This window comes from Saccharopolyspora aridisoli, from assembly GCF_004348445.1.
Lineage (GTDB): Bacteria > Actinomycetota > Actinomycetes > Mycobacteriales > Pseudonocardiaceae > Saccharopolyspora > Saccharopolyspora aridisoli.
On record NZ_SMKV01000047.1, the window covers coordinates 1 to 12,900 of the forward strand.

The following is a 12,900-nucleotide window of genomic DNA, read 5'->3' on the forward strand; positions in this document are numbered from 1 at the left end:
AGGTATGTATAAGAGACAGGTTCGCGGCGTGAGCGAGGGGTTGTTCGACGAGGGCTTGTTCGGGGCTGAGACCGAGCAGAAGGCCGGGGAGAAGCTGGCCGAGAACGCGCCGCTGGCGGTGCGGATGCGGCCGCGGTCCCTGGACGAGGTCGTCGGGCAGCAGCACCTCCTGGTCGCCGGTGCACCTCTGCGACGGCTGGTCGAGGGGGCGGCTCCGGCGTCGGTGCTGCTCTACGGGCCTCCCGGGACGGGGAAGACGACCCTGGCGAACCTCGTGTCGAAGGCGACCGGACGCCGGTTCGCGGCGCTGTCGGCGCTGTCGTCCGGGGTGAAGGAGGTCAGGGCCGTCATCGAGGAGGCCCGCCGCCGCCTCGGACGTTCCGGCGAGGCGACCGTGCTGTTCATCGACGAGGTGCACCGCTTCTCCAAGACCCAGCAGGACGCGCTCCTGGGCGCGGTCGAGGACCGGACCGTGCTGCTGGTGGCCGCGACGACCGAGAACCCCTACTTCTCGGTGGTGGCGCCGCTGCTGTCGCGGTCGCTGGTGCTGCAGCTGCGCAGCCTGGAGGACGAGGACGTCCGCGCGCTGCTGCGCCGGGCGGTCAGCGAACAACGGGGACTGGGCGGATCGGTCGGACTGGCCGAGGACGCCGAGGAGCACCTGGTCGCGCTGGCCGAAGGAGATGCCCGCCGCGCGCTGACGGCGTTGGAGGCAGCGGCCGAATCTGCGGTGTCGAACGGGGTCGACGAGATCGACCTGGCCACCGTCGAATCCACGGTGGACCGAGCGGCCGTGCTCTACGACCGCGGCGGCGACCAGCACTACGACATCACCAGCGCCTTCATCAAGTCCATCCGGGGCTCGGACGTCGACGCCGCGCTGCACTACCTGGCGCGGATGGTCGAGGCGGGGGAGGACCCGCGGTTCATCGCGCGCCGCCTGGTCGTGCACGCCAGCGAGGACATCGGCATGGCCGACCCGACCGCGTTGCAGACCGCCGTCGCCGCGGCCCAGGCGGTGCAGTTCATCGGCATGCCCGAGGGGCGGTTGGCGCTGGCCCAGGCCACCATCCACCTGGCCACCGCGCCGAAGTCCAACGCCGTGATCACCGCGATCGACGCGGCGATGGGCGATGTGCGGGCGGGCAAGGGCGGTCCGGTTCCGCCGCACCTGCGCGACGGGCACTACGCGGGAGCGCAGAAGCTCGGCAACGCCAAGGGCTACCGCTACCCGCACGACAAGCCCGAAGGCGTGCTGGCCCAGCAGTACCCGCCGGAGTCGCTGATGGGGCGCGACTACTACAACCCCACGCCGCGCGGCGCCGAACGCGCGCTGCACGACCGGGTCCCGAAACTGCGCAACATCATCCGCGACGAGGACTGAGCGCTGCCCGATGTCCGAGGCGGTACCGTGCCGAACCGGGCAGGACGAGCGTGGAGGTCGATGTGAGCAAGGTCGTGGTCACCAGGACGGTTCCGGAGTCCGCCGTGGCGGTGCTGCGCGAGGTCGCCGAGGTCCAGGTCTGCGACCAGGACCGGCCGCTGACCGCCGATGAGCTCCGCGCCGCCGTCGGAGGTGCCGACGGCGTCGTGGCGATGCTGCACGACCGCATCGACGCAGAGTTCGTCGAGGCCGCGGGTCCGCAGCTGGAGGTCGTGGCGAACGTGGCCGTCGGCTTCGACAACATCGACGTCCCCGCCGTGACCGGGCGCGGCGTCACCGTCACCAACACCCCGGGCGTGCTCACCGACGCCACCGCGGACCTCGCCTTCGGGCTGCTGCTGTCGGTCACCCGCCGACTCGGCGAGGCCGAGCGGCTGCTGCGCTCCCGCACGCCGTGGAACTTCCACCTCGGGTTCATGCTCGGCACCGGACTGCAGGGCAAGACGCTGGGCATCGTCGGTCTCGGCGGCATCGGCCAGGCCGTGGCCCGCCGCGCCCGCGCCTTCGGCATGCACATCACCTACACCGGCCGCCGCCGCGCGGCGCAGGAGGTCGAGGCAGAGCTCGAGGCGCGGTACCTGCCGCAGGACGAGCTGCTGCGCACCGCCGACGTCATCTCACTGCACTGCCCGCTCACCGAGAGCACCCGCCACCTCATCGACGACGCCGCGCTGGACGCGATGAAGTCCACCGCGATCGTCGTCAACACCAGCCGAGGCCCGATCGTGGACGAGAAGGCCCTGGCCGCGGCCCTCGAGGGCGGTCGCATCGGCGGGGCCGCACTGGACGTCTTCGAGAACGAGCCCGACGTCGACCCCGGCTTGCTGGAGCTGGACAACGTCGCGATCGCCCCGCACCTCGGCTCGGCGACCACCGAGACGCGCACCGCGATGGCCGAGCTCGCCGCGCGCAACGTCGCCGCCGTCCTGACCGGTCAGCAGCCGCTCACACCCGTCACCACGTGATCAACCGGTCACCGCATCGATACCTCCAGCGCGTGCCCGTCGCGTCCGACGCGAAGAGGTGCGGACCTGCGGTTCGACCCGGCGGCCCGGGTGCTTGTAGCTGGCGGATACACCGGTAACCTGGCGCACGATCAACGAACCGGCGCAGTCGCCGGTTCGACAAGGACATGACGTGGACATACGGGAGGGCACGTGACGCCCACGCAGATCGCCGCGCTGATCGTCGCCGGAGCGTTCGTGCTGCTGGTCCTGCTGCTGGCGGTGCCGCTGATCAAGCTCGGCAAGACCTTGGACGAGGCGAGCACCGCGATTAAGAAGGCGCAGGAGAACAGCGACCCGATCTTCACCGGCGCGAACACGACGATCACGCACGTGAACACGCAGCTGGAGCGAGTCGACGGCATCACCTCGAACGCCAAGACCATCAGCGGTAACGTCTCGGCGTTGTCGTCGCTGTTCACGGCTACACTGGGTGGTCCGCTGGTGAAGACGGCGGCGTTCTCCTACGGCGTGAGCAAGGCGCTGAAGGCCCGCCGGAAGCGCAAGCAGGAACCGACCGGACGGCACTTCCGCCGCAAGAACAAAGGGGGGCGCAAGTGAGGCGCCTTTTCTGGTTCGGCGCGGGCATCGCAGCCGGAGTCGCGCTGACCCGCAAGGTCAACGAGACCGCTCGGAAGGCGACCCCCGCGGGGATGGCCGAGCAGGTCGGCGGCGCCATGCGCGAACTGGCTGGAGCGGTCGGCTCGTTCGGGGCCGAGGTGCGCGCCGGGATGCAGGAACGGGAAGACGAGCTGCAGGATGTGGTCGTGAACGCGGACCAGGTCCGGCGGATCGCCGCCGATCACGACGCCGAGCGGCGAGCTCGTCGGGCGGGCCGCTGACGCAGGCGCCGCACCGCGCCGCCGGCCGCTCGCCGACACCGACAGCCGTCTCCGTGACCTGACCCGATTCCCAAGGACTCCCAGTGCAGACCCACGACATCAACCACCGGTTCACCGAGCACTTCAAGGGCCGCGGCCACACCGTGGTGCCCAGCGCGTCGCTGATCCTCGACGACCCGACGCTGCTGTTCGTCAACGCGGGCATGGTCCAGTTCAAGCCCTACTTCCTGGGTGAGGCCCCGGCTCCGTACCCGCGGGCGACCAGCATCCAGAAGTGCGTGCGCACCGGTGACATCGACGAGGTCGGAAAGACCACCCGGCACAACACGTTCTTCCAGATGGCCGGCAACTTCTCCTTCGGCGACTACTTCAAAGAAGGCGCCATGGAGAACGCGTGGGAGCTGCTCACCAAGTCGGTGGCGGACGGCGGCTACGGCATCGACCCGGCCCGCCTGTGGGTGACGGTCTTCGAGAAGGACGACGAGGCCGCCGGGTTGTGGCAGAAGGTCTGCGGGATCCCGGCCGAGCGGATCCAGCCCCGCGATGCCAAGGACAACTACTGGGACATGGGCGTTCCCGGTCCCGGCGGACCCTGCTCGGAGATCTACTACGACCGCGGGCCCGCCTACGGGAAGGAGGGCGGTCCCGTCGTCGACGAGGATCGCTACATCGAGATCTGGAACCTGGTGTTCATGCAGGACATCAGGGGTGAGCTGCCGCCCAAGGACGGTCACCCGCCGATCGGCGAGCTGCCCACCAAGAACATCGACACCGGCATGGGCGTCGAGCGCGTGGCCTGCCTGCTGCAGGGCGTGGAGAACGTCTACGAGACCGACCTCGTCCGCCCGGTGATCGCCAAGGCCGAGGAGCTCTCCGGCCGTCGCTACGGCGCGAGCGACGAGGACGACGTGCGATTCCGCGTGATCGCCGACCACGCCCGCTCCGGCGTGATGCTCATCGGCGACGGCGTCACCCCCGGCAACGAGGCCCGCGGCTACGTGCTGCGCCGCCTGCTGCGCCGCATCGTGCGCTCGACGCGCCTGCTGGGCGTGCAGGAACCGGTGCTGGGCGAGTTCGCCCAGGTCGTGCGCGACGCGATGTCGCCGAGTTACCCCGAGCTGGTCACCGAGTTCGACCGCATCGACTCGGTGATGCGCAACGAGGAAGAGGCGTTCCTGTCGACGCTGACCGCCGGTTCGAAGATCTTCGACCTGGCCGTCACCGACCTGAAGAAGACCGGTGGCCAGACCCTCGCGGGCGACAAGGCGTTCCAGCTGCACGACACCTACGGCTTCCCGATCGACCTGACCCTGGAGATGGCCTCCGAGCAGGGCCTGACGGTCGACGAGCAGGGTTTCCGGGACCTGATGGCCGAGCAGCGCAACCGCGCCAAGGCCGACGCCAAGGCCCGCAAGACCGGCCACGGCGACCTGTCGACCTACCGCGCGCTGCTCGACCAGCACGGGACCACCGAGTTCATCGGCTACACCGACCTGCAGTCGCACAGCCGCGTGCTCGGCCTGCTCGTCGGCGGTCAGCCGGCGCCCCGCGCGTCGGCGGGCACCGAGGTGGAGCTGGTGCTCGACCGCACCCCGTTCTACGCCGAGGGCGGTGGCCAGATCGCCGACACCGGCAAGCTGGTCGGCCCGGGCGTCGCGATCGAGGTGCTCGACGTGCAGCGCAGCGTGCCCGGCCTGTTCGTGCACCGCGCGAAGGTCTTGGAAGGCGAGCTCGGCGTGGACACCACGCTGGAGGCCGCCGTCGACGCCCACCGCAGGCAGTCCATCGAGCGCTCGCACTCCGCGACGCACCTGGTGCACGCGGCCGTGCGCAGCGCCTACGGCAAGCGCGCCGCGCAGGCCGGTTCGCTGAACTCGCCGGGCCGGATGCGCTTCGACTTCACCGTCCCCTCGTCGGTGTCGGCCGACGTGCTGGCCGGGGTCGAGGAAGAGGTCAACGACTACCTGCAGACCGATGTCGAGGTCAGCGCCTACACGACCAGCATGGACCGGGCCATGGAGCTCGGTGCGATGGCGCTGTTCGGCGAGAAGTACGGCGACCAGGTCCGCGTGGTCGACATGGGCGACTACTCCCGCGAGCTGTGCGGTGGCACCCACGTGCCGCGCATCGGCCACCTCGGCGTGGTCAAGCTGGTGTCGGACGCCTCGGTCGGGTCCGGCGTGCACCGCGTCGAGGCGCTGGTGGGCATGGACGCGATGCGCCACATCAGCAAGGAGCACCTGCTGGTCACCCAGCTCGCCGAGCAGCTCAAGGTTCCCGCCGAAGAGCTGCCCGAGCGCATCCAGGGCGTGGTCAGCAAGCTGCGCAGCGCCGAGAAGGAGCTCGCGCAGCTGCGCATCTCGCAGGTGCTCAACTCCGCCGGTGAGCTCGCCGACAAGGGCACCGACGTGCACGGCGTGACGCTGGTGGCAGAGCAGGTCCCGGACGGCGTGGACGGCAACGCGCTGCGCGCGCTGGCCGGGGAGATCCGCGGCCGACTGGGCTCGCGCCCGTCGGTGGTCGCGCTGTTCTCGGCCGCCGACGAGGGCAAGGTCAGCTTCGTGGTCGGCGTCAACGACGCGGCCCGCGACAAGGGCATCGCGGCGGGCAAGCTGGTTCCCAGCTTCGCCGCCGAGGTCGGTGGTCGCGGGGGCGGCAAGCCGGACATGGCTCAGGGCGGCGGCTCGAACCCCGCGGGCATCACCGCGGCCATCGGTGCGCTGCGCACCGGCGTGGACCGGGTGGTGGCAGGCGGGTGAACGAGCACCAGCAGGCGGACCTCCGCCCGGGACGTCGGCTCGGTGTCGATGTCGGGGCGGTCCGGGTCGGGATCGCGCTGAGCGATCCCGCTCCGATGCTGGCGACCCCGTTGGAGACGTTGCGACGGGACGAGGAAGGCGGCAGCGACCTCGCCAAGATCGCCGACCTCGTCTCCGAGCACGAGGTGGTGGAGATCGTGATCGGCCTGCCCAAGACGCTGGCGGGCAGGCACGGTTCCGCTGCGGAGATCGCGCAGTCCTACGGGGCTGCGCTGGTGGAGAAGGTCGCGCCGGTTCCGGTGCGGTTCCACGACGAGCGGTTGACCACGGTGACGGCCAGCCGGAAGCTGTCGAAGCGCGGCGTGCGGGGGAACAAGCAGCGCGCCGTCGTCGACCAGGCGGCAGCGGTGGAGATCTTGCAGGCTTACCTGGACGGCCGGGGGCAGAGAACACGAGAGGAACTCCCGTGACCGATGATCTCGGACTGTTCGCGGACGAGCCCGGGGACCACCGGCGACGGCGCCCCGATCCGGAACGCTTCCGACGTCGCAAGAGGCGCCGATGGGTGACCGCCCTGGCCGGCCTGTTCGTGCTGGTGCTGGTCGGCGGCGGTGTGGGGTACGGAGCGCTGCAGATCCTGCGGATCGCCGGCTACGAGGACTACGACGGGGAGGGCACCGGCAGCGTCATCATCGAGGTCGCGTCCGGTGACACCGTGGGTGACATCGGCAAGACGCTGTCCGAGAAGGACGTGGTGGCCAGCACCAAGGCGTTCACCTCGGCGTCCGCCGACAACAAGCGGATCAACTCGATCCAGCCCGGTTACTACCTGATGCGCAACAAGATGTCGGGCAAGGCCGCGGTCAGCCACATCCTGTCGGCCGAGGCGAAGGTGGGCCGGGTCGACATCCGAGGCGGCATGCGGCTGGAGGACCAGGCGGCGCCCAACGGCGGCAACACGCCGGGCATCCTGACCAAGCTCGCCGAGGCGACGTGCACGAAGAAGAACGCGAAGTGCACCACTTCCGAGGAGATGCACCGCGCGGCCGAGACCGCGGACCTGGCGACGCTGGGCGTGCCGGAGTGGGCCGTCGCCGATGCGTCGAAGGCCGAGCCCCGGCGTCGGCTCGAGGGCCTGATCATGCCGGGCATCTACGACGTCAAGCCCGGTGAGTCCGCCGAGAACGTCCTGCGCGACGTGGTCACCAAGTCGGCGGCGCAGCTCGAAGCGGCCGGTCTGCCGAACCTCGCGGAGAGCAGCGGCCATTCGCCGTACGAGCTGATGATCATCGCCTCGCTGACGCAGAGCGAGGGGCTGGAGAAGGACTTCCCGAAGATCGCGCGGGTGATCGAGAACCGGATCGGCCAGCCCGCGATGAAGCTGGGCCTGGACTCCACGATCAACTACCCGCTGGACAAGCCGACGCTGCTGACCAACAGCTCCGACCGGCAGCGGCCCGGCCCGTACAACACGTACATGAACTACGGGCTCCCGCCGACGCCGATCTCGGCGTTCAGCAAGGAGGCGTTGCGAGCGGCCGAGCGGCCCGCCGAGGGTGAGTGGCGCTACTTCGTGAAGTGCTACCCGGACGGGACCTCCTGCTTCGCGGAGGACCAGGAGCAGCACGACGCCTTCATCAAGGAAGCGCAGGAACGTGGCGCTTTCTGATCAGCGGAGAGCGGCGGTGCTGGGCCAACCGGTCGAGCACTCGCTGTCCCCGGTCCTGCACGGTGCCGCCTACGACGCGCTCGGTCTGCCCTGGACCTACGAGCGCGTCGAGGCGGACGCCGAGCGGCTGGTGGAGTTCGTCGGCGGCCTCGGTCCGGAGTGGGCGGGGCTGTCGGTGACGATGCCGGGCAAGCGCGCGGCGCTGCGGGTGGCCGATGAGGTCGCCGACCGGGCCGAGGCGGTGGGGGCGGCGAACACGTTGGTCCACCGCTCGGACGGGAGCTGGTTCGCCGACTGCACCGATGTCGACGGAGTCGTCGGGGCTCTGACGGTGGCGGGTGGTTTCACCGGCGGTCACGCGGGGCTCGTCCTCGGCGCGGGCGGCACGGCGGTGGCGACCCTGGCGGCATTCGCCGATCTGGGCCTGTCCGAGGCGACGCTGGCGGTGCGCGAGCCCTCCCGGGCGGCGGAGGCGTTGGAGGCGGCCGAGCGCATCGGTCTGCGCGTCCGGGTCGAACGGCTCGACTCGATCACCCTCGCCGACGCCGCGACCAGCCACGACGTGGTCGTTTCGACGCTCCCGGCCGGCGCGGTGGACCAGCACGCGGGGGATCTCGCGAAGTCCGCGTGCGTGCTCGACGTCATCTACCACCCCTGGCCGACGCCGCTGGCCGAGGCCGTCGGGGCTGTCGGAGGCCGGTTGGCCACCGGCCTGGACATGCTGCTGCACCAGGCGTTCGGCCAGGTCGAGCACTTCACCGGGCGGGAGGCTCCGCGCGCCACGATGCGGGACGCCCTGGCCGCGGCCACCGGTCACACCCTGCCTCTGCAGGGCTGTTGAGGGCTCGTTCTTGAGCAGCGGTGCGGTTGGCTGACCAGCGGTTCCGCGGTCTCCGTGCGCCACTGTGATGTGTGCTGGTTCCACGGCGTCGCGGCGTACTCGCCACGAGACCGCAGAGCCTGCGGCGGTGCACGTCGCCCCACATCCACATCTGGTGGAACAGCGGCGTCGAGAACGGCGGCGCCTCCGGGTGGGGAAGCGCCGCCGTCGTCTCGACACCGGGTCAGTCCATGTCGGTTGCCACGAGCTTGGCGACCTCGTCGAGGGCCGCCTCGGCGCCCTCACCTTCGGCGGCCAGGATCACTTCGTCGCCGTGCGAGGCGCCCAGGGTCATCAGACCGAGGATGCTGCCCGCCTCGACGGGTTCGTCGCCCTCCTTGCGGATGGTGATCACCACGGGTTGGGCCGCGGCCGTCTTGGCCAGCAGTGCCGCAGGCCGCGCGTGAATCCCGACCTTGCTCGCTACGGTGACCCGTCGTTCAGACATGTCTCTCCTTCGTCGGGGGCGGGGGCACCGACCCGCGCCGCCTCACTTCTCCTCGGTGGCCGGCGCAGCGCCCCCACCGGCATTATCCGCATCGGTCGAGGCGCTGTCGTCCTCCTCGCGACCCGGGGTGCGCAGGTTCCACTTCGCGATGACGAACCGGAACACCGCGTAGTAGATGACCGCGTAGCCCAGGCCGATCGGGATCAGCCAGATCGAGCCCTGGGAGATGCCGAAGTTGAGCAGGTAGTCGATCGCACCGGCGGAGAACCCGAAGCCGGAGTGGATGTCCAGCGCGTTGACCAGCGCCAGCGAGGTGCCGGTCAGCACCGCGTGGATCAGCAGCAGCGGCCACGCGACGAAGATGAACGAGAACTCCAGCGGCTCGGTGACACCGGTCAGGAACGAGGTCAGCGCGACCGAGATCATCACACCGCCGACGACCTTGCGCTGCTCGGGCTTGGCCGACTGCCAGATCGCCAGCGCCGCCGCGGGCAGCGCGAACATGAAGATCGGGAAGAAGCCGGTCATGAACGTCCCGGCGGTGGGGTCGCCCGCGAAGAAGCGCGCGATGTCGCCCTTCTCGCCGTTGTAGTCGCCGAAGAGGAACCAGACCACGTTGTTCGGGATGTGGTGCAGACCGAAGGGCAGCAGAAGCCGGTTGATCAGGCCGTAGAGCCCGCCGCCGAGGACCGCCTGCTGGGTGACCACGTCCGAGAAGGCGGTGAGCACGGCGTCGAAGAGCGGGAACAGCAGACCCATGATCACGCCGATGACCAGCATCGCCACCGCGGTCACGATCGGCACGAACCGCCGGCCGCCGAAGAAGCCCAGGTAGTCCGGCAGCTTGATGCGGTGGTAGCGCTGCCACAGCCAGGCCGCCACCAGACCGGCGACGATGCCGCCGAGCACGCCGTAGGGGCTCTTGTTGAACGAGGTGCCTTCCTCGGTGCCGGCGATCTGGGTCAGCACGCCGTGCAGCACCAGGTAGCCGACCGCGCCGGACAGGGCGGTCGAGCCGTCGGCCTTCTTGGCGAAGCCGATCGCCACACCGATGGCGAACAGCAGCGGCAGGTTGTCGAACAGCGCGCCACCGGCAGCGCCGATGACACCGGCGACGGTCTGCAACCAGGTGAGGGAGGCTCCGAGACCTTCCGCGCCGAGCAGGTCGTCCTGGCCGAGCCGTTGCAACAGCGCAGCGGCGGGCAGCACCGCGATCGGCAGCATCAGGCTGCGGCCGATGCGCTGCAGTTGCGCGAGTCCTCTGCTGCTCCCCTTCGCCTTGGCGGCGGTGGAACTCATCGGATACCTCCTGCTTGGTTCACCGGGGTCGGGCGATCATTGCGAACGATTTCGGTGGTGCGCTGGTTCGTCGTGTCCGGTTCTCGCCTCACGGCTCGCCCGGTTCGCGGTCGAGCTGCATGGTCACCTGGTACCGGTCACCGCGGTACCAGGACGTCATGTCCTCCACCGGCCGTCCTCGCGCGGTGGAGACCCGGCGGAACACCAGCAGCGAGCTCCCGGGTCGGATTCCGAGCAGGCGTGCTGTTTCGGCGTCGGCGTCGTCGGCCAGCACGGTCTGCGTGCCCGACTCCAGCTGGAGCCGGTACCGCCGGGACAGCAGCGTGTACAGCGAAGCGGTGAGGTCCTGGTCGAGCAGGTCGGGGACTGAGTCCGGGTGGTACCAGCCGCGTTCGACGGCCATCGGCATCCCGTCGGCCTTGCGCAGCCGGAACAGCCAGAACGCGGTCTGCTGCGGTGCCAGGGCGAGCGCGTGCGCGGTGGCCGGGGGCGGGACGGCCTCGGCGGCGTCGAGCAGCACCGTCTCGGGGTGCATGCCGCGGCGGCGCATGTCCTCGGTGAACGAGGCCAGGTGCACCTGCCAGTCGATGCGCGGACGCGTGGTGAAGGTGCCCCTGCCGCGCACCCGGACCAGCAGACCTTCGGTGACCAGCTGGCCGATCGCCTCGCGCACCGTTAGTCGGGAGACCCCGTAGCGCAGCGCCAGTTCGCGCTCCGACGGCACCGCGGCGCCGTGCGGGAGCTCGTCGCTGGCCAGCTCGCGCAGGATCTCCCGCAGTTGCACGTGTTTCGGCATCGGCCCGTCGGGCAGGCCGCGAGAGGGCGAGTGCTGGAGGGAACTCGTTCCTTCTCCCATGCCGCCTCCTGTCGTGCCACCCTGTCGTGAGCTCGCTGTCGCGAACTCGCTGTCGCGAACTCGCCGCCGGTTCGGATGAGAACCGTGACCGGCCGTTGGTACTGTCCGGTCTAAACCAGTTGGTTGCGAAGAATGCGCCGTCATGCGATCAGGTGTCAACAAGGCTCTGCTTTCGTTGCCGCATCGACATCACGTGGCGCAAGATCGTCGCGCCGCGGTCCGCTGGCCGCGGCGGCGAGAGCACGAAGGGAGCACGTGGTGGCTCAGGACAAGGCCGAGGCGATCCTGTCCGCGCTGGGCGGCGGGGACAACATCGTCGAGATCGAGCCGTGCATCACGCGGCTGCGCTGCGAGGTCGAGGACGGCTCGAAGATCGACGAGGCGGGCCTCAAGGCCGCGGGCGCGCACGGCGTGATGGTGCAGGGCACGGTCGTCCAGGTCGTGGTCGGACCGGAGGCGGACACGCTGGCCGGCGACATCGAGGACCTGATGTGAGCACCGAGGTCGGCAGTCCGGTAGCGGGTCTGACCACGTCGCTCAGCGACGTGCCGGACCCGGTGTTCTCGCAGGCCATGGTGGGTCCTGGCGTTGCGGTGAAGCCCTCCGGCGGCGAGGGCGACGCAGTCGCCCCGGTCGCGGGACAGGTCGTGACGCTGCACCCGCACGCGTTCGTCATCGCGGCGTCCTCGGGCGGCGCGGTGCTGGTGCACCTGGGCATCGACACGGTCAAGCTCAAGGGTGAGGGCTTCACGCTGCACGTCAGCACGGGCGAGGCGGTCGAGGCCGGGCAGAAGATCATCACCTGGAACCCGACGGAGGTCGAGTCCCAGGGCTACTCCTCGATCTGCCCGGTGGTGGCCCTGGACGCTCCGGCGGAGTCCCTGGCGGACCTCCGCGAGGACACCCAGGTCCTCCCGGGAGACGCGCTGTTCAACCTCGAGGGGTGAGGCAGCGGGGAGGTCCTGGTCCGAACTGACCGGGCGACCCCGGGCGGTTCGGGCCAGGACTGACCACGCCCTCGGCTGGGTGCCGACACGCGACCCCTCGCGCCGTTCGTCCGCCGCGCGGTGCGGGAGTCCCGGTACCGTCGCCGGGATGAGCGCGTTGATCGTGGCCGGAGCCCTCGCCGGATGGGCGGGACGCCACCTGCTGAGCCGACTCCGACGGGGCACCGCCGTCCCGCCCGGCTGGTGCGAGGCGGGGGTGTCGCTGGCGTGGGCGCTGGTGGCCCTCCGCCAGCCGCCGGGGTGGTGGCTGCCGATCCCGCTCGCCCTGGGCTGGCTCGCGGTCGTCCTCAGCGCCTGCGACCTGCGGGTCCACCGGCTGCCCGACGCCCTGACGCTGCCCGCCTACCCCGTCGCCGCCGCGCTCCTGACCGTCGTCGCGGCGCACCGGCCGGGCGTCGCGCTCGGCTCGGTGTCCGGGCTCGTCCTGTTCGGTGGGACGTACCTGGTGGTCAGGCTCATATCACCGATCGCGATGGGTGCGGGGGACGTCAAGCTCGCCGGGGTCCTGGGCGCGGTGGTGGGTGCCGCGTCGGTCACCGCCGTCGCCTGGGTCGTCGCAGCCGCTGCCGCGTTCACCCTGGTCGGCGCCCTGTGGAAGGGTGCGGGGGCGGTCGCGCACGGTCCGGCCGTGCTGGTTCCGTCCTGGCTGGTGACGCTGAGCTGGCCGTGACCCACCCGGGCGGGTTCCTCCT

Annotated in this window: 14 protein-coding genes; 11 read left to right on the top strand and 3 right to left on the bottom strand. The window is 70.5% G+C overall.

Going from position 1 to position 12,900, the window contains the following annotated elements; genetic code table 11:
- Positions 1 to 28: 28 nt before the first annotated feature.
- The 8 genes from E1161_RS24465 (at position 29) to E1161_RS24500 (ending at position 8,559) form a co-directional block, all read left to right on the top strand.
- Complete coding sequence (locus E1161_RS24465) at positions 29 to 1,384, top strand: replication-associated recombination protein A (protein ID WP_132627087.1); 1,356 nt, start codon at positions 29 to 31, stop codon at positions 1,382 to 1,384.
- A gap of 62 nt (positions 1,385 to 1,446) precedes the next feature.
- Positions 1,447 to 2,409, top strand: a complete 963-nt coding sequence (locus E1161_RS24470) for a 2-hydroxyacid dehydrogenase (protein WP_235875279.1) — start codon at positions 1,447 to 1,449, stop codon at positions 2,407 to 2,409.
- Between the two features lie 192 nt (positions 2,410 to 2,601).
- On the top strand, positions 2,602 to 3,009 hold the full coding sequence (locus E1161_RS24475; protein ID WP_132627088.1) for a DUF948 domain-containing protein: 408 nt from the start codon (positions 2,602 to 2,604) through the stop codon (positions 3,007 to 3,009).
- The gene (locus E1161_RS24480) at positions 3,006 to 3,290 is read left to right on the top strand and encodes a hypothetical protein (protein ID WP_132627089.1); all 285 of its coding nucleotides are present in this window, start codon (positions 3,006 to 3,008) and stop codon (positions 3,288 to 3,290) included. Before E1161_RS24475 ends, E1161_RS24480 begins: the two co-directional genes overlap by 4 nt.
- A gap of 83 nt (positions 3,291 to 3,373) precedes the next feature.
- Positions 3,374 to 6,049, top strand: a complete 2,676-nt coding sequence (gene alaS / locus E1161_RS24485; protein WP_132627090.1) for an alanine--tRNA ligase — start codon at positions 3,374 to 3,376, stop codon at positions 6,047 to 6,049.
- The gene (gene ruvX, locus E1161_RS24490) at positions 6,046 to 6,519 is read left to right on the top strand and encodes a Holliday junction resolvase RuvX (protein ID WP_132627091.1); all 474 of its coding nucleotides are present in this window, start codon (positions 6,046 to 6,048) and stop codon (positions 6,517 to 6,519) included. Before alaS ends, ruvX begins: the two co-directional genes overlap by 4 nt.
- Complete coding sequence (mltG, locus tag E1161_RS24495) at positions 6,516 to 7,718, top strand: endolytic transglycosylase MltG (RefSeq protein WP_132627092.1); 1,203 nt, start codon at positions 6,516 to 6,518, stop codon at positions 7,716 to 7,718. Before ruvX ends, mltG begins: the two co-directional genes overlap by 4 nt.
- On the top strand, positions 7,705 to 8,559 hold the full coding sequence (locus tag E1161_RS24500; RefSeq protein ID WP_132627093.1) for a shikimate dehydrogenase: 855 nt from the start codon (positions 7,705 to 7,707) through the stop codon (positions 8,557 to 8,559). Before mltG ends, E1161_RS24500 begins: the two co-directional genes overlap by 14 nt.
- A gap of 223 nt (positions 8,560 to 8,782) precedes the next feature.
- Here the strand turns inward: E1161_RS24500 and E1161_RS24505 are convergent, their stop codons facing one another.
- From E1161_RS24505 to E1161_RS24515, 3 genes are all read right to left on the bottom strand, one after another.
- Positions 8,783 to 9,046 carry an HPr family phosphocarrier protein gene (locus E1161_RS24505; RefSeq protein WP_132627094.1) on the bottom strand — a complete coding sequence of 88 codons (264 nt, stop codon included), beginning with the start codon at positions 9,044 to 9,046 and terminating at the stop codon, positions 8,783 to 8,785.
- 42 nt (positions 9,047 to 9,088) lie between these two features.
- Positions 9,089 to 10,345: a PTS transporter subunit EIIC gene (locus tag E1161_RS24510; protein ID WP_132627095.1), complete on the bottom strand. Its 1,257-nt coding sequence runs from the start codon at positions 10,343 to 10,345 to the stop codon at positions 9,089 to 9,091.
- Between the two features lie 88 nt (positions 10,346 to 10,433).
- Positions 10,434 to 11,201: a GntR family transcriptional regulator gene (locus E1161_RS24515; RefSeq protein WP_132627096.1), complete on the bottom strand. Its 768-nt coding sequence runs from the start codon at positions 11,199 to 11,201 to the stop codon at positions 10,434 to 10,436.
- Between the two features lie 132 nt (positions 11,202 to 11,333).
- On the opposite strand from E1161_RS24515, the gene E1161_RS24520 reads away from it, so the two are divergent.
- From E1161_RS24520 to E1161_RS24530, 3 genes are all read left to right on the top strand, one after another.
- Positions 11,334 to 11,696, top strand: a complete 363-nt coding sequence (locus tag E1161_RS24520; RefSeq protein ID WP_268951421.1) for a glucose PTS transporter subunit EIIB — start codon at positions 11,334 to 11,336, stop codon at positions 11,694 to 11,696.
- Complete coding sequence (locus E1161_RS24525; protein WP_132627098.1) at positions 11,693 to 12,148, top strand: PTS sugar transporter subunit IIA; 456 nt, start codon at positions 11,693 to 11,695, stop codon at positions 12,146 to 12,148. Before E1161_RS24520 ends, E1161_RS24525 begins: the two co-directional genes overlap by 4 nt.
- Positions 12,149 to 12,296: 148 nt before the next feature.
- Positions 12,297 to 12,878 carry a prepilin peptidase gene (locus tag E1161_RS24530; RefSeq protein WP_132627099.1) on the top strand — a complete coding sequence of 194 codons (582 nt, stop codon included), beginning with the start codon at positions 12,297 to 12,299 and terminating at the stop codon, positions 12,876 to 12,878.
- Positions 12,879 to 12,900 lie beyond the last annotated feature (22 nt).